16 protein-coding genes are annotated in these 18,954 nt (G+C 61.6%); 14 read left to right on the top strand and 2 right to left on the bottom strand.

All coding sequences use genetic code 11. The features are described 5' to 3' along the window. The first annotated feature begins 44 nt into the window (after positions 1-44). The 3 genes from FJD34_RS22240 to FJD34_RS22230 are packed head-to-tail and all read left to right on the top strand — an operon-like array spanning position 45 to position 2,510. The gene (locus tag FJD34_RS22240) at positions 45-1,070 is read left to right on the top strand and encodes an aminoglycoside phosphotransferase family protein (RefSeq protein WP_090292208.1); all 1,026 of its coding nucleotides are present in this window, start codon (positions 45-47) and stop codon (positions 1,068-1,070) included. Continuing rightward, the gene (murU, locus tag FJD34_RS22235; protein WP_090292206.1) at positions 1,067-1,741 is read left to right on the top strand and encodes an N-acetylmuramate alpha-1-phosphate uridylyltransferase MurU; all 675 of its coding nucleotides are present in this window, start codon (positions 1,067-1,069) and stop codon (positions 1,739-1,741) included. The genes FJD34_RS22240 and murU overlap by 4 nt, the downstream gene beginning before the upstream one ends. A 1-nt stretch (position 1,742) precedes the next feature. Beyond that, a complete protein-coding gene (locus FJD34_RS22230; protein ID WP_090292205.1) occupies positions 1,743-2,510 on the top strand; it encodes a TerB family tellurite resistance protein in 768 nt (255 codons plus the stop codon). Positions 2,511-2,623: 113 nt separating this feature from the next. Here the strand turns inward: FJD34_RS22230 and FJD34_RS22225 are convergent, their stop codons facing one another. After that, on the bottom strand, positions 2,624-3,601 hold the full coding sequence (locus tag FJD34_RS22225) for an alpha/beta hydrolase family protein (RefSeq protein WP_090292203.1): 978 nt from the start codon (positions 3,599-3,601) through the stop codon (positions 2,624-2,626). A gap of 58 nt (positions 3,602-3,659) precedes the next feature. Between FJD34_RS22225 and FJD34_RS22220 the strand changes: the two genes are divergently transcribed. The 10 genes from FJD34_RS22220 to trpE all read left to right on the top strand — a co-directional run bounded on the left by FJD34_RS22220 (position 3,660) and on the right by trpE (position 15,873). After that, positions 3,660-6,053, top strand: a complete 2,394-nt coding sequence (locus FJD34_RS22220; RefSeq protein ID WP_090292200.1) for a PAS domain-containing sensor histidine kinase — start codon at positions 3,660-3,662, stop codon at positions 6,051-6,053. Positions 6,054-6,074: 21 nt separating this feature from the next. Beyond that, the gene (locus FJD34_RS22215; RefSeq protein ID WP_029296794.1) at positions 6,075-6,704 is read left to right on the top strand and encodes a response regulator; all 630 of its coding nucleotides are present in this window, start codon (positions 6,075-6,077) and stop codon (positions 6,702-6,704) included. Between the two features lie 252 nt (positions 6,705-6,956). After that, complete coding sequence (locus FJD34_RS22210; protein ID WP_065942667.1) at positions 6,957-8,069, top strand: ABC transporter ATP-binding protein; 1,113 nt, start codon at positions 6,957-6,959, stop codon at positions 8,067-8,069. 46 nt (positions 8,070-8,115) lie between these two features. Continuing rightward, entirely contained in the window at positions 8,116-9,156 is a 1,041-nt protein-coding gene (locus tag FJD34_RS22205) for an ABC transporter substrate-binding protein (RefSeq protein WP_032858528.1), read from the top strand. A gap of 140 nt (positions 9,157-9,296) precedes the next feature. Further along, complete coding sequence (locus FJD34_RS22200; RefSeq protein WP_032858526.1) at positions 9,297-10,544, top strand: ABC transporter permease; 1,248 nt, start codon at positions 9,297-9,299, stop codon at positions 10,542-10,544. A 12-nt stretch (positions 10,545-10,556) separates the two neighbouring features. Beyond that, a complete protein-coding gene (locus tag FJD34_RS22195; RefSeq protein WP_032858524.1) occupies positions 10,557-11,384 on the top strand; it encodes an ABC transporter permease in 828 nt (275 codons plus the stop codon). A gap of 216 nt (positions 11,385-11,600) precedes the next feature. Further along, positions 11,601-12,749 carry an iron-containing alcohol dehydrogenase gene (locus FJD34_RS22190; RefSeq protein ID WP_065942666.1) on the top strand — a complete coding sequence of 383 codons (1,149 nt, stop codon included), beginning with the start codon at positions 11,601-11,603 and terminating at the stop codon, positions 12,747-12,749. Positions 12,750-12,833: 84 nt separating this feature from the next. Next, complete coding sequence (gene rpe / locus FJD34_RS22185; protein WP_032858521.1) at positions 12,834-13,508, top strand: ribulose-phosphate 3-epimerase; 675 nt, start codon at positions 12,834-12,836, stop codon at positions 13,506-13,508. Continuing rightward, positions 13,505-14,323, top strand: coding sequence for a phosphoglycolate phosphatase (locus FJD34_RS22180; RefSeq protein WP_065942665.1), 819 nt, complete (start codon positions 13,505-13,507; stop codon positions 14,321-14,323). The genes rpe and FJD34_RS22180 overlap by 4 nt, the downstream gene beginning before the upstream one ends. A 68-nt stretch (positions 14,324-14,391) precedes the next feature. After that, on the top strand, positions 14,392-15,873 hold the full coding sequence (trpE, locus tag FJD34_RS22175) for an anthranilate synthase component I (protein ID WP_065942664.1): 1,482 nt from the start codon (positions 14,392-14,394) through the stop codon (positions 15,871-15,873). Positions 15,874-16,009: 136 nt separating this feature from the next. Here trpE and estP read toward each other — a convergent pair whose 3' ends face one another. Further along, positions 16,010-17,932 carry an esterase EstP gene (estP, locus tag FJD34_RS22170; protein WP_090292198.1) on the bottom strand — a complete coding sequence of 641 codons (1,923 nt, stop codon included), beginning with the start codon at positions 17,930-17,932 and terminating at the stop codon, positions 16,010-16,012. 420 nt (positions 17,933-18,352) lie between these two features. On the opposite strand from estP, the gene FJD34_RS22165 reads away from it, so the two are divergent. Next, the gene (locus FJD34_RS22165) at positions 18,353-18,946 is read left to right on the top strand and encodes an aminodeoxychorismate/anthranilate synthase component II (protein ID WP_032858516.1); all 594 of its coding nucleotides are present in this window, start codon (positions 18,353-18,355) and stop codon (positions 18,944-18,946) included. The last annotated feature ends 8 nt before the right edge of the window (positions 18,947-18,954 follow it).

The raw sequence follows: 18,954 nt of genomic DNA, 5'->3' as shown, positions 1-18,954 counted from the left end.
AAGCATGACCCGCTTGACGGCTAGCGCCGTCGGAGACCCTTGTAATGCCCGACCAAGATCTACGTTTGCAACACCTGAAAGTCTGGCTTGATCAGCAGTTACCTATCCTTTTTGCGACTCAGGGTTGGGGTGCCGTGCCCCCGGCCACATTGACCGGGGCCAGCAGCGACGCGAGTTTCAGGCGGTACTTCCGCTGGGAGGGCGAGGGCCGCACATTCATTGTGATGGACGCTCCGCCCCCCCAGGAAAACTGCAAACCTTTCGTCGATATCGCTCGAATGCTGGCGAAATCAGACATAAATGTTCCGCAAATATATGCAGAAGATTTGTCCCAGGGCTTTCTTTTGCTTAACGACCTTGGCCAAAAAACCTATTTGGATGTGATTGACGGCGAAAATGCCGATCAATTGTTTGCCGATGCCATCGACGCGCTGCTGGCTTTCCAGCAATTGCCGATGGACGCCGGGTTGCCCAGCTATGACGTGGCATTGTTGCGCCGCGAACTTGAGCTGTTTCCCGAGTGGTACGTGCGCCGGCACCTGGGCATCGAGCTTGACGAGCAGCAACTGGCCCTGTGGCAACGGGTCAGCCAATTGTTGATCGACAGCGCCCTGGCCCAGCCCAAGGTCTTGGTGCATCGCGACTATATGCCGCGCAACCTGATGATCAGCGTTCCGAACCCTGGCGTGCTGGACTTCCAGGATGCGGTCTACGGCCCCGTCACCTACGACATCACCTGCCTGTTCAAGGACGCCTTCCTCAGTTGGCCCCAGGCGCGGGTGCGTGAATGGCAGCGCGGCTATTGGCAGCGTGCTGGCCAATTGGGCATCCCGGTACAGGCGGATTTTGAAGACTTCCTGCGTGCCAGCGACTTGATGGGGGTGCAGCGTCACCTCAAGGTCATCGGTATCTTCGCGCGTATCTGCCACCGTGATGGCAAGCCGCGCTACCTGGCGGACGTGCCGCGCTTCTTTGCTTATATAGAAGCGGTGTTGGTGGATCGCCCGGAGCTGGCTGAATTGGGCGAGTTGCTGGCCAGCCTGCGCCAACCGGCCGAGGCCCACGCATGAAGGCCATGATCCTCGCAGCAGGCAAGGGTGAGCGGATGCGCCCGCTGACCTTGCACACCCCCAAGCCACTGGTCCAGGCCGGTGGCAAGCGCCTGATCGAGTATCACCTGGAGGCGCTGGCGAAAGCGGGATTCACCGATATCGTCATCAACCATGCCTGGCTGGGCCAGCAGATCGAGAGTTATCTGGGGGACGGCGCGCAATTCGGCCTGCGGATCCGCTATTCCCCGGAAGGCGAGCCCCTGGAAACCGGCGGCGGGATTTTCCAGGCCTTGCCCTTGCTGGGCGACGAGCCGTTCCTGGTGGTCAATGGCGATATCTGGACCGACTACGACTTTGCCCGCCTCAAGCAGCCCCCAAGCGGCCTGGCGCATCTGGTGATGGTCGACAACCCGGCGCATCATCCCAGCGGTGGCGATTTCTATATCAAGGACGGTTTGCTTCATGATGCCGCGCCCGGTGCCGATAACCTGACCTTCAGTGGCATTTCGGTGTTGCACCCCAAACTGTTCGCGGGTTGCAGTGCCGGTGCCTTCAAGCTGGCGCCGTTGTTGCGCACAGCGATGGCTCAAGGCTTGGTCACGGGGGAACACATGGATGGACGCTGGATTGACGTCGGTACGCTGGAGCGCCTGGCGCAGGTCGAAAACCTGCTGACCGTGGGCCAGTAAGATGCTGTGGCCAGGGACTCTGATCGGAGCCGGGGCGGGGTTTGCCATCGCCAGCATTCCGGGGGCCATGTTGGGTGCGTTATTGGGCCAGGCGCTGGATCGGCGCCTGCAATTGCGCAGTTGGGCGCACCTGCGCGAGCGCCTGGGCGGCCGTCCGGCGCTGCGTAATGACGAATTGCTGTTTGTGTTGCTGGGTCGTCTGGCCAAGAGCAACGGGCGGGTGGTGGACGGGCATATCCAGCAGGCGCGGGTGGAAATGCGTTCGCTGGATATGACCGAGCCGGCCCAGCGCCGTGCGATTGCGGCGTTCAATCGGGGCAAGTCGGGGACCGATCGCGTGCGCAGTTACCTGCGTGTGCTCAAGGCCCAGCCCCATGCGGCAGAAGGCGTGCTGCGCGCCTGCTGGCGCATGGTCTGGGCCGACGGCAAGGCCAGCCATGCCGAGCGCGACCTGATCGAACTCTGGGGTAAGTGGCTGGGGTGGACGCCGCAACAGATCCAGGCCCTGGCTCAAGATTACGAGCCGGAGCGCAAACCCCTGGCCACTCGCGGTGGCACCTACCAGGAAGCCCTGCAGATTCTCGGCGTGAGCACCACTACCGAGCCTGCGGCCATCAAGCGTGCCTATCGACGGCTGCTCAGCCGCCATCACCCGGACAAGATTGCCGGCAGCGGCGCCAGCCCCGTGCAGGTACGCGAGGCCACGGAACGTACGCGGGAACTGCATAGTGCCTACACGATCATTCGCGAGCAGCGCAATTTCCGCTGAGCCCCTGTAGGAGCGAGCTTGCTCGCGAAAAACGTAAGCTCAATGCGTTTATTCTGGCTAAACGCGGCGACCTCAGGTTTTTCGCGAGCAAGCTCGCTCCTACAAGGGGGCGGTCAGCTTCCGCTGTTTTGCGGGTTCAACCAGCCGCGAATGCGTCGGTACAACTGTTCCTGCCCGGCCGAGCTATTACCGGGGATGGTCTTCAACGACACTTGCTTGTAGTTGTCATTCTTCAGCCGCTTGCTCGCCTGGCTGCGTTCCAGCGCCATTTTGCTTGCCAAGGCGTTGTCCTGGTAGAAGACATCGGCGGTCGCCAGCTTCAAGGTCGGCGCCAACTGTTGCAGGTCCGGTTGACGACCCACCGGCGTTTGCGCGGCGACCATGATGAATTTCTGCACCTGGGTGGGTTGTTTTTCGCTCAGGTAGCGGGCTGCCCACCAGGCCCCGGTGCCGTGCCCCAGCACCACCACACTGCGGGCGCTCTGGGTCTGGGCGAAGGCCACGGCGGCATCGATACGGGCGAAGATCCGTGTCGCATCGGTCTTGTCCTGCTCATCCACGCCGGCAACCACGGCCGGGTCGGTGCCCTCGGCTTCGGCGCTGGCCGCCTGTTCGATCGGTTTGGGCGCGGCGGTGCTGGCATCCTTGCTGCTGGTGTCGACGGCCGCGTCGGGAGCCTGGATGACCCGAGGCGGCAGGGTGTCCAGGCTCAGGTCGGGTAGCGACAGACTCAGGCTGCCCCAGGCGGCATCCGGCAACTTCTGGCGCAAAGGCCCGATTGCCTGCGGCCAGTCAGCAGTTTCCCCGGCACCCGGCACGATAATCACCACACCTTGCGGTTCGGCGCTGTTGGCCGGCTTCCACAGGGCCAGGAACGACTCGTCGCCTGCCTGCAATTGTTGCTGCTCCTGGGGTGGCAGTTGCCGCTCAAGGGCGTTGGCTTCCTCCTGGCTGCGCTCGGGCAGAGGCAGGCGTTGCACTGGTTTTTCGGCGGTAGCCGGCTCGGTGTCCGCCGCCTGCACGCAAAAGGTGCTGGTAAACAGGAGCGACAGGCACAATGCTGGCAGTGTCGAATGGTGAAGCAGGGGCATAGTGCAATTCCGGCCAGAAGTGATCCCGGCAGCCTAATGGGTTGGATGTGAGATGTGAATGATGATTTTTCGCTGTCTGCTGGTTATCGGCTACCTGTGCTTTCCCTTGATGGCGAGTGCCGCGCCTGCGTCCGTGGTGCCGCCAGCGGTGCTCAGCGCCCAGCAGCGCGAGTGGCTGGCGCAGCACCCGCAACTGCGGGTCGGCGTGGTGTTGCAGGCACCTTACGCGCAATACGACCGGCGCCTGCAGCGGTTGTCCGGGGCCAATGTCGAGCTGATGCAGGCGCTGGCCAAGGCGTTGAATATCGAACTGACCTGGCGCAACTTCCCCACGCAAGAGCAGTTGGAGGAGGCCTTGCGCGAAGACGCGGTCGACCTCGCGCCTGGCCTGCTGCAAACCCCGGCCGGGCTGCGCCTGTGGCTGTTTTCCGACCCGTATATGCGTGTGCCCCAGCATATCGTGGGCATCCGTGACGGCAGCGGCGCGGTAGACCTGGAAAAACTCGACGAACATTCCCGGGTCGCCGTGCGCATGCCCAGTGCGGTGGCCGATTACTTGCGCAGCAATTACCCCAATCTGAACCTGCAAGGCGTGCCCCAGGAGCGCCAGGCCCTGCAATTGTTGGTCAGCCAGCAGGCGCGCTATGCGGTGATTGATGAGGCGCAGTTGAGTCGTCTGTCCGCCGAGCCTGAGTTCGCGGCTCTGGCGGTGGTCGGTGATATTGGTTTGCCTCAGTTGCTGCGGGTGGCCACTCGACGTGACTGGCAGCCTTTGGCGGACATTATCGAGAGCGGCCTGCGGGCGATTCCCGCCCGGGAGCTGGAGCAATTGCACGCCCGCTGGCTGCAACCCAAATACCCACGGCTCTCGGAATCGCCGGGGTTCTGGCAGAACCTGAGCCTGTTGCTGGGCCTGTTGTTGCTCGCCTGTCTGGCGGTTGCCCTGTGGCAGCGCCGCCACCAGCGTGTGCTGGAACAGGAACTGCTGGCAACCCGTGAAGAAAGCGCCGCCCGTGCGGCGGGTGCCGAAGCGTTGCGCCTGACCCAGTTTTCCATCGACCAAAGCACCGTCGGCATCCTCTGGGTCAACTGGGACAGTCACGTTCGCTACGCCAACGTCGCTGCCGAAGCCATGCTCGGCTACGCTTCGGGCGCGCTGATCGAGCGACCGCTGATCGAGTTCGAACCCAACTTGAGCATGGACCGCTGGCTGCACCTATGGAAGCGCGCCCGGGCCAGCGAGGACGGGCCACAGAGCTTTGCCACCCAGTGCTTGCGCGCCGATGGCAGTCTGTTACCCACGGATGTGTCGCTGAGTTTCCTGCGTTTTGCCGACGGCGAATACCTGGTGGTGTACCTCACCGACGTTACCGAGCGCCGCCGGGCATTGGCCGCCCTGCAGGAAAGTGAAGCGCGCCTGCAAGGCATCGCCGCCAATGTACCGGGGATGGTATTTCGCCTGGAGCGGTTGGCGCGGAGTGCTGAAATCGACTTTGCCTATATCAGCGAAGGCAGCGAGCGCCTGGTGGGGTACTCGCCATCTTTCCTCAGCCACCGTGATGTGGGAATTCGCAGCCTGGTCCACCCCGATGACCGGGCCAGTTATCACCAGACCCAGGACCACGCCATCGACAGCGAGAGCAACTGGTCGTGGCAGGGCCGCATCCTCACTCGCCAGGGCGAGCAGCGCTGGGCCGAGATCAAGGCCGTTACCCGGCGCCTGGCCGATGGCGCGGTGGTCTGGGACGGGATCGTCTGGGACATCAGCGACAGCAAGCGTATCGAGTTGGAGCTGGACGCCTCGCGGGCGCAACTGCGCGAGCTGTCGGCCCACCTGGAAACCGTGCGCGAGGAAGAGAAGGCGCGCATCGCCCGTGAAGTCCACGATGAACTGGGGCAAATGCTCACCGTGTTGAAGCTGGAAACCTCTATGTGCGAGTTGGCCTACGCGCAGTTGGACCCCGGCCTGCACGAGCGCCTGAACAGCATGAAACGCTTGATCGCGCAGTTGTTTCAACTGGTCCGTGATGTGGCCACCGCGCTGCGCCCGCCGATTCTCGACGCCGGGATTGCCTCGGCCATCGAATGGCAGGCGCGGCGGTTCGAGGCGCGCACGCAGATTCCATGCCTGGTGCAAGTGCCGGAAAACCTCCCAGCCCTGAGCGACGCCAAGGCCATTGGCCTGTTCCGCATCCTGCAAGAGGCCCTGACCAATGTCATGCGCCATGCCCAGGCGCATACTGTGGAGCTGACCCTGGTGGTCGACGGCGATAACCTGCGACTGACCATCAGTGATGATGGTGCAGGCTTCGTCTCTGCGCCAGGACGTCCGGTGTCGTTTGGCCTGGTGGGCATGCGCGAGCGCGTGCTGATCATGGGCGGGCAGTTGACCCTCGACAGCGAACTGGGGGAGGGCACCACCCTGAGCGTGACAGTGCCGCTGGATGCCTAACCACAATAAGAGGAAAGTCCTGTGATCCGCGTATTGGTAGCCGAAGACCACACCATCGTCCGCGAAGGCATCAAGCAGTTGATCGGCCTGGCCAAGGACCTGCTGGTGGTGGGTGAGGCGGGGAATGGCGAGCAACTGTTGGAAGCCTTGCGCCATACACCCTGTGAGGTCGTGTTGCTGGATATCTCGATGCCCGGGGTCAACGGCCTGGAAGCCATTGCGCGGATTCGCGCGCTGAACAATCCGCCGGCGATCCTGGTGCTGTCGATGCATGACGAAGCGCAAATGGCCGCCCGGGCGCTGAAGGTCGGCGCGGCGGGGTATGCGACCAAGGACAGTGATCCGGCCCTGTTGTTGACGGCGATTCGCAAGGTGGCCGCGGGCGGGCGTTATATCGACCCGGACCTGGCCGACCGCATGGTGTTTGAAGTCGGTCTCACTGATGCCCGGCCCTTGCACTCGTTGTTGTCCGAGCGTGAGTTCTCGGTGTTCGAGCGCCTGGCCCAAGGCGCCAATGTCAACGATATCGCCCAGCAACTGGCCTTGAGCAGCAAGACCATCAGCACCCACAAGGCGCGGTTGATGCAGAAGCTCAACATCACCTCCCTGGCAGAACTGGTGAAGTACGCGATGGAGCACAAACTCCTGTAGGAGACTGGCTTGCCATGCTCCTACAGGGGACGTATCTATTTGCGACACTCCTGAAACACCCCGCAGCCCATGCTTGCGGCTTATCGCTTGAAGCTTGCCGCTGCACTGTTCCCTACCCGCCATCCGTGTAGGGCAATCCCTACCCCGAACCTTCCATCGCGCTGATGCCAATCTCTCTTGCGCCCCGATTTCCGGGGGCTTGCGCCTGGACTACGCTAGCTCCACAGCAGTCCAAAACAAAAAGGTGCGGGTATGAGCGAGGTGGATTCAAATGATGTGCTGGTCAGCTTTCGTGGTGTGCAGAAGAGCTACGACGGCGAGAACCTGATCGTCAAAGACCTCAACCTGGACATTCGCAAAGGCGAGTTTCTTACCCTGCTGGGGCCGTCCGGTTCGGGCAAGACCACCAGCCTGATGATGCTCGCCGGTTTCGAGACCCCGACAGCCGGGGAAATCCTGCTGGCCGGGCGCTCCATCAACAATGTGCCGCCGCACAAGCGCGACATTGGCATGGTGTTCCAGAACTATGCGCTGTTCCCGCACATGACTGTGGCCGAGAACCTGGCGTTCCCCCTGTCGGTAAGGGGGTTGAGCAAGACCGATATCAGCGAGCGGGTCAAACGTGTGCTGAGCATGGTCCAGCTCGATGCCTTCGCCCAGCGCTACCCCGCGCAACTTTCCGGCGGCCAGCAACAACGGGTCGCGCTGGCCCGCGCACTGGTGTTCGAACCGCAACTGGTGCTGATGGACGAACCTCTCGGCGCTCTCGATAAACAGCTGCGTGAACATATGCAGATGGAGATCAAGCACCTGCACCAGCGCCTCGGCGTGACCGTGGTCTACGTGACCCACGACCAGGGTGAAGCGCTGACCATGTCTGATCGGGTGGCGGTGTTCCACCAGGGCGAGATCCAGCAGATCGCCCCTCCGCGCACCTTGTATGAAGAACCGAAAAATACCTTTGTCGCCAACTTCATTGGCGAGAACAACCGTTTGAACGGCCGCCTGCACAGCCATACCGGCGAACGGTGTGTGGTCGAGTTGGCGCGGGGCGAGAAGGTCGAGGCGCTGGCGGTCAACGTCGGCCAGATCGGTGGCCCGGTGACCCTGTCGGTGCGCCCGGAGCGGGTCAGTCTCAACGGTTCCAGCGAAAGCTGCAGCAATCGCTTCTCGGGCCGGGTGGCGGAATTTATCTACCTGGGCGACCACGTACGCGTGCGCCTGGAGGTCTGCGGCAAGGCCGATTTCTTTGTGAAACAACCGATCGCCGAGCTGGACCCGGCGCTGACGGTCGGCGACGTGGTTCCGATTGGCTGGCAAGTCGAGCACGTTCGCGCACTCGACCCACTTCTAGAGGCGAATTGATCGCCCCCTTGGCTTCACCCAACCCTGCACGTGGAGAGAACAATAAATGTTGAGATCCCTGAAATTGACCGCCCTGGCCATTGGCCTGGCGGGTGCTTCACAGGTCATGGCAGGTCCCGACCTGACAGTGGTGTCGTTTGGCGGCGCGAACAAGGCGGCTCAGGTCAAGGCCTTCTATGCCCCGTGGGAAAGCGCGGGCAATGGCAAGATCATCGCTGGCGAGTACAACGGTGAGATGGCCAAGGTCAAAGCCATGGTCGACACCAAGAGCGTGTCTTGGGATCTGGTGGAAGTCGAGTCGCCGGAACTGTCCCGTGGCTGTGACGAAGACCTCTTCGAACCGTTGGACCCAGCGTTGTTCGGCAAGACTGAAGATTACGTAAAAGGCGCGATCCAGCCCTGCGGCGTGGGTTTCTTCGTGTGGTCCACCGTGCTGGCTTACAACGCCGACAAGCTGAAAGCGCCACCAGGCGGCTGGGTGGATTTCTGGGACACCAAGAAATTCCCCGGTAAGCGTGGCCTGCGCAAAGGCGCCAAATACACCCTGGAATTTGCCCTGATGGCCGACGGTGTGGCGCCCAAGGATGTGTACAAAGTGCTGGCCAGCAAAGATGGCCAGGACCGTGCCTTCAAGAAACTCGATGAACTCAAACCGTCGATCCAGTGGTGGGAAGCCGGCGCACAGCCGCCGCAGTACCTGGCCTCGGGCGATGTGGTCATGAGCTCGGCCTACAACGGCCGGATCGCTGCAGTGCAGAAAGAAAGCAACCTGAAGGTGGTGTGGAACGGCGGCATCTACGACTTCGATGCCTGGGCGATTCCCAAGGGCCTGAGCAAGGAGCGCGCAGAAGTGGCGAAGAAATTCATCGCGTTCTCGGTCGCCCCGCAACAACAGAAAATCTACTCCGAAAACATCGCCTATGGCCCGGCCAACACCCAAGCCGTGCCGCTGCTGGCCAAGGACGTCCTCAAGGATATGCCGACCACTCCGGAAAACATCGCCAACCAGGTGCAGATCGATGTGAGCTTCTGGGCGGATAACGGCGAGCAACTGGAGCAGCGCTTCAATTCCTGGGCCGCCAAGTAATAAGCCGCGCCGCATAACCCTGTAGGAGCTGGCTTGCCTGCGATCGAATCACCTCGGTACACCTGATACACCGAGGCGCTGCCATCGCAGGCAAGCCAGCTCCTACAGAGGTCTCAACAGTAGATTTTCCGGAGTTTGCCATGGCCATCGCCGTTCCCTCGAACGAGGTCACCACCCCCAGCTTGAAACAGCGCCTGGCGCGTGCCGAGCGGCTTAATCGCTGGAAGGCCCAGGCCTTGATTGCGCCGCTGGTGGTGTTTTTGCTGCTGGTGTTCCTGGTGCCTATCGTTGCGCTGCTCTACAAAAGCGTCGGCAACCCGGAAGTGGTCGCCGGCCTGCCGCGTACCGTGGTCGCGGTAACCGCGTGGGATGGTCGCGGCCTGCCTGACGAGCCGGTGTACCGGGCCATCAGCGAGGACCTGGGCGAGGCCCGCAAAAACCAGACCCTGGGCGATTTGTCCAAACGCTTGAACATGGAACTGGCAGGCTATCGCAGCCTGTTGACCAAGACCGCGCGGGCGCTGCCGTTTAGCGAAGCACCGGCCTCTTATAAAGAAGCGCTGGAAAACCTCGACGAACGCTGGGGCGACCCCGCGTACTGGCAGGCAATCCGCCGCAACACCAGCAGCCTGACGCCTTATTACCTGCTGGCGGCGGTCGATCACCGTATCGACGACCTCGGCGAAGTTGCGCCGGCCACGCCGGATCAGGCGATCTACCTCGATATCTTTGCCCGTACCTTCTGGATGGGCCTGGTAATCACCGTGTGCTGCTTGCTGCTGGCTTATCCGCTGGCCTACCTGCTGGCCAACCTGCCAGCGCGGCAAAGCAACTTGCTGATGATTCTGGTGCTGTTGCCGTTCTGGACGTCGGTACTGGTGCGCGTGGCTGCATGGATCGTGCTGTTGCAGTCTGGCGGCCTGATCAACGGCGCGCTGATGAGCCTGGGCATCATCGATAAACCTCTGGAGCTGGTGTTCAACCGGCTTGGGGTCTACATCTCCATGGTGCATATCCTGCTGCCGTTCATGATTCTGCCGATCTACAGCGTGATGAAAGGCATTTCGCCGACCTATATGCGCGCGGCGATTTCCCTGGGTTGTCATCCATTTGCCAGTTTCTGGCGGGTGTACTTCCCGCAGACCTACGCCGGCGTCGGCGCTGGCTGCCTGCTGGTGTTCATCCTGGCGATTGGTTACTACATCACCCCGGCGCTGCTGGGCAGCCCGAACGACCAGATGGTCAGCTACTTCGTGGCTTTCTACACCAACACCAGCATCAACTGGGGCATGGCCACGGCGCTGGGCGGCTTGCTGCTGCTGGCGACCGTTGTTTTGTACCTGATCTACAACTGGCTGGTGGGCGCCAGCCGCCTGCGCCTGAGCTGAGGAGCGCCTGAAATGACCAGCAGTCCTTACATGTCACCCATCGAGCGGGTGTGGTTCTACAGCTTGCGGATTCTCTGCGGCCTGATCCTGTTGTTCCTGATCCTGCCGGTGTTGGTGATCATCCCGCTGTCGTTCAACTCCGGGAGTTTTTTGGTGTACCCGTTGCAGGGGTTTTCGTTGCACTGGTACCAGGACTTCTTCGCCTCGGCGGAATGGATGCGCGCCTTGAAGAACAGCATCATTGTCGCCCCGGCGGCCACGGTGCTGGCGATGATCTTCGGCACATTGGCAGCCATCGGCCTGACCCGTGGCCATTTCCCCGGCAAGGCGCTGGTGATGGCCCTGGTGATTTCGCCGATGGTGGTGCCAGTGGTGATTATCGGCGTGGCCAGTTATCTGTTCTTCGCTCCGCTGGGATTGGGCAACAGCTTCTTTTCGCTGATCGTGGTGCATGCGGTGTTGGGCGTACCGTTTGTGATCATTACCGTGTCGGCGACCTTGCAGGGGTTCAACCATAACCTGGTGCGGGCGGCGGCCAGTCTGGGTGCATCGCCACTGACTGCCTTTCGCCGGGTGACGCTGCCGCTGATTGCGCCGGGAGTTATTTCCGGGGCACTGTTTGCCTTTGCCACGTCCTTCGACGAGGTGGTGGTGACGCTGTTCCTCGCCGGGCCCGAGCAGGCGACCTTGCCTCGGCAGATGTTCAGTGGCATCCGCGAAAACCTCAGCCCGACCATCGCCGCAGCGGCGACCTTGCTGATTGCCTTCTCGGTGGTATTGCTGCTGACCCTGGAATGGCTGCGTGGCCGTAGCGAAAAACTGCGCACCGCGCAGGTCTGACTGCTGAAACCCGATCACCTGTGGGAGCTGGCTTGCCTGCGATGGCATCACCTCGGTACACCTGACACACCGAGCCGATACCATCGCAGGCAAGCCAGCTCCTACATTGAACGTGCCCGCCTTGAGTCATCTGACCATTCAGCCGCTGAATGGCAGACAACCCATATTCCCCAGCTATTCTTGTGCCAGCCCCCCAACCTATAAGAGGCCGCGCACATGAGTACTTCCTCATTCAAGATCGCCCACAAACTGCTCACCGGCCCAGGCGCCATCGAGCAACTGGCCTTTGAGCTGACCCGGCTGGATGTTGATAACCCGCTGATCGTCACCGATGCCGCGCTGGTCAAGTCCGGCACGGTACAACTGGCGTTGGCGCAGTTGGGTGATCGTCCCTTTGAGATTTTCGACCGCGTGCAGCCCGACCCGGAGATCGCCATCGTCGAAGATTGTATGCAGGTCTACCGCGACGGTGGGCATGATGGCCTGATCGGCGTGGGCGGTGGCAGTGCCATCGATATTGCCAAGAGCGTTGCCGCCTATGCCGGTTATCACGGCGCCCTGGCTGACCTGTTCGGTGTGGACCAGGTGCCGCGCAAAGGCCCGCCGCTGATTGCCATCCCGACCACGGCCGGCACCGGTTCGGAAGTGACCAATGTGGCGATTCTGTCGGACAAGGCCGCGCAATTGAAAAAAGGCATCGTCAGCGACTACCTGCTGCCGGATGTCGCGCTGATCAGCCCACAAATGACCCTGACCTGCCCGCGCAGTGTGACGGCGGCCAGTGGCGTGGATGCCCTGGTGCATGCCATCGAGTCCTATCTTTCCCTGAACGCCTCGCCGATCACGGATGCCCTGGCCATCGGTGCAATCAAGCTGATCGCCAATGCGCTGCCCAAGGCCTACGCCAACCCGGCCAACCTGCAGGCGCGTGACGATATGGCCACCGCCAGCCTGATGGCCGGCATGGCGTTTGGTAACGCCGGGGTGGGCGCGGTGCATGCCTTGGCCTACCCGTTGGGCGGGCGCTTCAATATTGCCCACGGGGTGAGCAATGCATTGCTGCTGCCTTACGTCATGCACTGGAACAAGCTGGCCTGTGTCGAGCGCATGCAGGATATTGCCCAGGCCATGGGCGTGAATGTCAGCGGTTTGAGTATCAACGACGCTGCCGACCAGGCGGTGGAGGCGATGACGCGGCTATGTGCCGCAGTGGAAATCCCCCAAGGCCTGCACAGCTTCGGCGTGCCTGAGGACGCGATCCCGGGCATGGCGGCAGAGGCGGCGGGAATCGAGCGGCTGATGCGCAACAACCCGCGCAAGCTCAGCGCGGCGGATATCGAGAAAATCTACCGCGCTGCCTACTAGCCATTGAGTCAGGTCACGGTGCGCGCAGCAAAGCATGAGGTATACAATGCGCGCCATCGTGATTTAGCTCAGAAAAGGTGCGTCATGCAGCCCTTCGTTATTGCTCCATCGATCCTCTCCGCCGACTTCGCCCGCCTAGGCGCGGAAGTGGACAACGTGTTGGCCGCCGGTGCCGACTTCGTGCACTTCGATGTCATGGACAACCACTACGTGCCGAACCTGACCATCGGTCCGATGGTCTGCGCAGCGCTGCGCAAGTACGGCGTGACCGCACCGATTGACGTGCACCTGATGGTCAGCCCGGTGGATCGCATCATCGGTGACTTCATCGAAGCCGGCGCGACCTACATCACCTTCCACCCGGAAGCCACGCTGCACATCGATCGCTCCCTGCAGTTGATCCGCGAAGGCGGTTGCAAGGCCGGGCTGGTGTTCAACCCGGCGACCCCGCTGGACACGCTCAAGTACGTGATGGACAAGGTCGACATGGTCCTGCTGATGAGCGTCAACCCAGGCTTCGGCGGGCAGAAATTCATCCCCGGCACCCTCGACAAACTGCGTGAAGCCCGGGCGCTGATCGATGCTTCTGGCCGCGATATCCGCCTGGAGATCGACGGTGGGGTCAACGTCAACAACATACGTGAGATCGCGGCGGCGGGCGCCGACACTTTCGTCGCCGGTTCGGCAATCTTCAACACCCCTGACTATCAGGCGGTGATCGCCAAAATGCGTGCAGAACTGGCGCTGGCACGTCCATGAGTGGTTTTGAGCAGCTGTTCCCCGGCAAATTGCCACGGCTGGTGATGTTCGATCTGGACGGCACCCTGGTCGACTCGGTGCCGGACCTCGCCGTTGCGGTGGACCAGATGCTGCTCAAACTGGGGCGCAAGCCCGTGGGTATCGAGTCGGTGCGTGACTGGGTCGGCAACGGTGCACAGATGCTGGTGCGCCGGGCCCTGGCCAATCACATTGAGGCTGAAGGTGTCGATGAAGTCGAGGCCGAGCACGCGCTGGAGCTGTTCAATGCCGCCTATGAAGACGGCCACGAACTGACTGTGGTTTACCCCGGCGTGCGCGACACCCTCAAGTGGTTGCATAAGCAGGGCGTGGAAATGGCCCTGATCACCAACAAGCCGGAACGCTTCGTTGCGCCGCTGCTGGACCAGATGAAGATCGGCCGGTATTTCCGCTGGATCATCGGTGGCGATACCTTGCCGCAGAAAAAGCCTGATCCGGCGGCGCTGTTCTTCGTGATGAAAATGGCCAACATCCCGGCGTCCCAGTCGTTGTTTGTCGGCGATTCGCGCAGTGATGTGCTGGCGGCGAAAGCGGCGGGCGTGCAGTGCGTGGCCTTGAGCTACGGCTACAACCATGGCCGGCCGATCGCCGAGGAATCGCCGGCGCTGGTCATTGATGACCTGCGACTGCTAATCCCCGGTTGCTTGGGAGCGGGCGCTGAGATAACGTTGCCCGACGCTGTCCCATCCCCTTCTGGAAATCCCATCGTGGTGGTCACTCGCAAACTCTGGATGAAAGTCATCAAGGCCCTGGCCCGCTGGCGTTGGCGCGCCTGACTGATCCTGGCCGCGCTGCGGCACGTTTGCATACCTGACTGTTAGACCCTCACGCCACGAGGCACCTCATGATCCGCGAAGAATTCCTGCGTTTGGCCGCTGCCGGCTACAACCGCATCCCCATGGCCCGGGAAACCCTGGCCGACTTCGATACGCCGCTGTCGATCTACCTGAAACTGGCCGATGAGCCCAACTCCTACCTGCTGGAGTCGGTGCAGGGCGGCGAGAAGTGGGGCCGTTATTCGATCATCGGCCTGCCGTGCCGCACCGTGCTGCGGGTGCATGACCATCACGTCAGCATCACGTGTGATGGCGTCGAGATCGAAAGCCACGATGTCGAAGACCCGCTGGCCTTTGTCGAAGCCTTCAAGGCGCGCTACAACGTGCCGACCATTCCCGGCTTGCCGCGTTTCAACGGCGGCCTTGTCGGTTATTTTGGCTACGACTGCGTACGCTATGTGGAACAGCGCCTGGGCAAATGCCCGAACCCCGATCCGTTGGGCGTGCCGGACATCCTGCTGATGGTTTCCGACGCGGTGGTGGTATTCGACAACCTGGCCGGCAAGATGCACGCGATTGTCCTGGCCGACCCGGCCCAGGCCGATGCGTTCGAACAAGGCCAGGCCAGCCTCGAAGCCCTGCTGGAAAAACTGCGCCAGCCGATCACCCCGCGTCGTGGCCTGGACCTCAGTCGTCCGCCGGCGGCCGATCCGATCTTTCGTTCAAGCTTTACCCAGGATGACTACGAGCGCGCGGTCGATACCATCAAGGAATACATCCTCGCCGGTGATTGCATGCAAGTGGTGCCGTCGCAGCGTATGTCCATCGACTTCAAGGCCGCGCCGATTGATCTGTATCGGGCACTGCGCTGCTTCAACCCGACGCCGTACATGTACTTCTTCAACTTTGGCGATTTCCACGTGGTCGGCAGCTCGCCGGAAGTGCTGGTGCGTGTTGAAGACAACCTGATCACCGTACGCCCTATTGCCGGGACTCGTCCTCGCGGCGCGACCGAAGAGGCGGACCTGGCCCTGGAACAGGACCTGCTGTCCGACGACAAGGAAATTGCCGAGCACCTGATGCTGATCGACCTGGGGCGTAACGACACCGGGCGCGTTTCAGAGATCGGCTCGGTGAAGCTCACCGAGAAAATGGTGATCGAGCGTTATTCCAATGTGATGCATATCGTCTCCAACGTCACCGGCGAGCTAAAGGCCGGCCTGACGGCGATGGATGCGTTGCGCGCGATTCTGCCGGCGGGCACCTTGTCTGGCGCACCGAAGATCCGCGCGATGGAAATCATCGACGAACTGGAGCCGGTCAAGCGTGGTGTCTACGGCGGCGCCGTGGGCTACTTTGCCTGGAACGGCAACATGGATACCGCGATTGCGATCCGCACGGCGGTGATCAAGGACGGCGAACTGCATGTGCAGGCGGGCGGCGGGATTGTTGCCGACTCGGTTCCGGCCCTTGAGTGGGAAGAAACCCTGAACAAGCGCCGGGCGATGTTCCGTGCGGTGGCGTTGGCCGAGCAAACCCCGCAGGACTAACGGCCGATCCAGATCCAACTGTGGAGCGAGCTTATGTGGGAGCGGGCTTGCTCGCGAATGCGGTGGATCAGTCGGTACATGTATTGACTGATCCACCGCGCTCCCACATTGGTTTTTTGTTGGGCTTACGACTGCATTAGAAATCCAGGCTCACCCCGACACTGACCCCTTGCTGGGTCAGGCTGTCATCCTTCCTCACGTTATAGCCGGCCCGCAACGCCAGATCCTGGGTCAACTTGTGGCTGACCCCGAGGCTCAAGCGCTCCGAGTTGCTGCGAGGGGTGTAGCCGTCCAGCTTGAAGTCGATCCCCTGCACGCTGTTGAGCGAAATGTTGACCTTCTGGGTGTCATTTTCAAACTCATGCTCGTGAGCCACTTCGCCAAACACCTGGGTTTGCGGGGTGATCCGGTAGCTGCCTTGCAGGCCAACACCCAGGCGCCTGGAGTCGCGTTGCTGGTCATCAAACGTCAGCGCGGTGGAGCGGCTGCCTTTTTCCGAGTAGCCATCAACTTCGACCCGCGCATAGTCGGCGCTGATGAACGGGGACAGGTGCCAATCGCTGCCGACCCCGGCAATGTCATAGCCCACGCGGCCGCTCAAGGCCCAGAGCCAGCCATCGGTGTCGCCTTTTTCGGAGCCTTCGCTGACGCCCAGGGCGAACTTGCGCTTGAGGCTGTCGAAGTCCAGCCGGCCGCCGGTCAATGTGGCATCGGCCCACCAGTGATTGTTCTGATACTGCGCGAATGCGCTGCCCATGTAGCTGTTGAGCTTGTAGTCTGAGTCGCTGGCGCCGGCTTCTAGGGTCTGGCGATACAACCCCGCCGCAACGCCTACGCGCCAACTCTCGTCGAGTCGATAGCTGGTGCCGACATTCAGGTTGTAGCCGCTACCGTCACCACTGACCGAGCTGTCTTGACCATCAAAGTCCAGACGCTGGCCACCGCCGGCGACAATCGCCCGCCACTGTCCGACAGCCTGCCAGTTGCCGTTGTCAGCCTGCCATTGGTTGCGCAGTTCATCCTGATGGGCACGCAGCGTGCCTTGGGCCATCTCCGGCAGCAAGGTCAGCTCCCAGGGGGCGGCGAGCAGCGAATAGGCGTAGTCGGCGATCAAGCGTTGCCCTGCGACGGTGGGGTGGACCGAGTCGTTGTAGATCAGCTTGGTCGGATCCGGGTTGGTGCCGCCGATGCCGTAGACCGGGTTGGCGGTGCAACTGTTGCCACTGAAGCAGGTGCCGGTAAGGTTCTGCCCGGTCGCCAGGCCAAATCGGCCCGGGTCGGCGAAGGATTCCTGCAACAGCAGTGGGATATTCAACGGGATTATCTGCGCATCGATCTGCGACAGGCGTTGTACCAATGCCTGGTTGAAAATATTACTCAGGGCGGACGTCGCTGCCTGCTGCGGTGTGCCGTTGATGGCGGGTGTCAGGCCCAGGTCAGGCAGCATCCACACCATGATGTAGCGTGCGCCCGCTTGTTGCAGGGCCTGGGCACTGTCGGCCAGGCGCCCGCCGGCAGCAACGGCGTCGCCCGGGCTACCGATGCGCTGTTGCAGGAAGTCATTGCCGCCACCGGACAGAAAATACAGGGCGTTGGGGTCGGCGCGCCCGCCGTTAGCCGGCAGATAGCCCTGGCGACTGCGCAAAACAGTGCCAGCACCCGCATTGCCAGGTGGGATCGCCGTGTTGGATACCGAGGTGATGGAGTCCAGGATGTTGTCGGTACGGTAGCCGCCGACCGCCCAGTTGTTGCCGTCAGGCAAGCCTTGCGCCGCGCGAACCGGTGAGGTGGAGGCATTCAGGTCGTTTGCCGCGACGCCCAGTTTCGAGCCCAATAGGGTCGATGAAACCTGGCCATAGTCGCCCTGGAATGTAGGGCCGGTACGGTTGGTAAAACGCAGGGTGGCGCCGGACAACCCATCGGGAAACTGGCCTGCGTCCGCCAGGCTATCGCCAAAAACGACCATGGTTGAATACGGTGAAGGTGCTGCAAACGCTTGCGTGCAGGCCAGTGCCAAGAGGCAGCCGGCAAGGGGCGCGACAAAAGAGGGTCTGAGCATACGAAATTCCATGTGATTATTTTTGTATCGGAAGTGAAACACTAGCAATGTAGTGGGAGTTCTCTGTAAGGAAAATCGTTATTTTCTTACAAACCCTTTGTCATGGCCCCCGTATTTGCTACTCCATATTGCACCGCTGGCGAGGCTACGTTACTGTGTTTGAACGTATGAATGAGACCCTCCCCGTGTTGATCATCAGCAAACTCTTGATGCACGTAGTCAAGGCACACGCCCGTTGGCGTTGGCGCGCCTGAATTTTCTCTGCCGGCCCGGCCGGACCTGTACCGATTTGCCTTCTTCACCCTTTGTTTGACGCCCCTTGCCGGCTGACCCTGGCAACCGGAACGTGCGTCTGGCAGCGGGTCACTCTCTTGGAAGGCGGTCACTCGAAATCAGTGAATTCAAGAGGTTTGAACCCACATGTTGCTGATGATTGATAACTACGACTCCTTTACCTACAACGTTGTGCAATACCTGGGCGAGCTGGGTGCCGAGGTCAAGGTGGTGCGCAACGATGAAATGACCGTGGCACAGATCGCTGCCTTGAACCCGGAGCGCATCGTCGTTTCGCCCGGGCCGTGCACGCCGACCGAAGCGGGTATTTCCCTTGAAGCGATCAAGTATTTCGCCGGCAAGCTGCCGATTCTCGGGGTTTGCCTGGGACACCAGTCGATCGGCCAGGCGTTTGGTGGCGATGTAGTGCGTGCCCGCCAGGTGATGCACGGCAAGACCAGCCCGGTGTTCCATCATGACCAGGGTGTGTTCCAGGGCCTGAACCTGCCGGTGACGGTGACCCGCTACCACTCGCTGGTGGTCAAGCGCGAAACCTTGCCCGAGTGCCTGGAACTGACGGCCTGGACCCAACTGGAAGATGGCTCGGTCGATGAGATCATGGGCCTGCGGCACAAGACACTGAATGTCGAAGGGGTGCAATTTCACCCTGAATCGATTCTGACCGAGCAGGGCTACGAGCTGTTCGCCAACTTTCTCAAGCAGAGCGGCGGCACGCGCTAAGGACTTTC

The sequence above is a fragment of the Pseudomonas brenneri genome (assembly GCF_007858285.1).
Taxonomy (GTDB): domain Bacteria; phylum Pseudomonadota; class Gammaproteobacteria; order Pseudomonadales; family Pseudomonadaceae; genus Aquipseudomonas; species Aquipseudomonas brenneri.
Note: the sequence above shows the minus strand (reverse complement) of the source record. Positions and strands in the feature narration are given on the sequence as shown.

Bases quoted from the DNA above. Each gene is read 5' to 3' on its own strand.
- FJD34_RS22220 (WP_090292200.1), top strand. From the start codon at position 3,660: ATGATGATTTTTCGCTGTCTGCTGGTTATCGGCTACCTGTGCTTTCCC.
- FJD34_RS22195 (WP_032858524.1), top strand. From the start codon at position 10,557: ATGACCAGCAGTCCTTACATGTCACCCATCGAGCGGGTGTGGTTCTAC.
- FJD34_RS22230 (WP_090292205.1), top strand. From the start codon at position 1,743: ATGCTGTGGCCAGGGACTCTGATCGGAGCCGGGGCGGGGTTTGCCATC.
- FJD34_RS22210 (WP_065942667.1), top strand. From the start codon at position 6,957: ATGAGCGAGGTGGATTCAAATGATGTGCTGGTCAGCTTTCGTGGTGTG.
- FJD34_RS22205 (WP_032858528.1), top strand. From the start codon at position 8,116: ATGTTGAGATCCCTGAAATTGACCGCCCTGGCCATTGGCCTGGCGGGT.
- estP (WP_090292198.1), bottom strand. From the start codon at position 17,932: ATGCTCAGACCCTCTTTTGTCGCGCCCCTTGCCGGCTGCCTCTTGGCA.
- trpE (WP_065942664.1), top strand. From the start codon at position 14,392: ATGATCCGCGAAGAATTCCTGCGTTTGGCCGCTGCCGGCTACAACCGC.
- rpe (WP_032858521.1), top strand. From the start codon at position 12,834: ATGCAGCCCTTCGTTATTGCTCCATCGATCCTCTCCGCCGACTTCGCC.
- FJD34_RS22190 (WP_065942666.1), top strand. From the start codon at position 11,601: ATGAGTACTTCCTCATTCAAGATCGCCCACAAACTGCTCACCGGCCCA.
- FJD34_RS22200 (WP_032858526.1), top strand. From the start codon at position 9,297: ATGGCCATCGCCGTTCCCTCGAACGAGGTCACCACCCCCAGCTTGAAA.
- FJD34_RS22225 (WP_090292203.1), bottom strand. From the start codon at position 3,601: ATGCCCCTGCTTCACCATTCGACACTGCCAGCATTGTGCCTGTCGCTC.
- murU (WP_090292206.1), top strand. From the start codon at position 1,067: ATGAAGGCCATGATCCTCGCAGCAGGCAAGGGTGAGCGGATGCGCCCG.
- FJD34_RS22180 (WP_065942665.1), top strand. From the start codon at position 13,505: ATGAGTGGTTTTGAGCAGCTGTTCCCCGGCAAATTGCCACGGCTGGTG.
- FJD34_RS22240 (WP_090292208.1), top strand. From the start codon at position 45: ATGCCCGACCAAGATCTACGTTTGCAACACCTGAAAGTCTGGCTTGAT.
- FJD34_RS22165 (WP_032858516.1), top strand. From the start codon at position 18,353: ATGTTGCTGATGATTGATAACTACGACTCCTTTACCTACAACGTTGTG.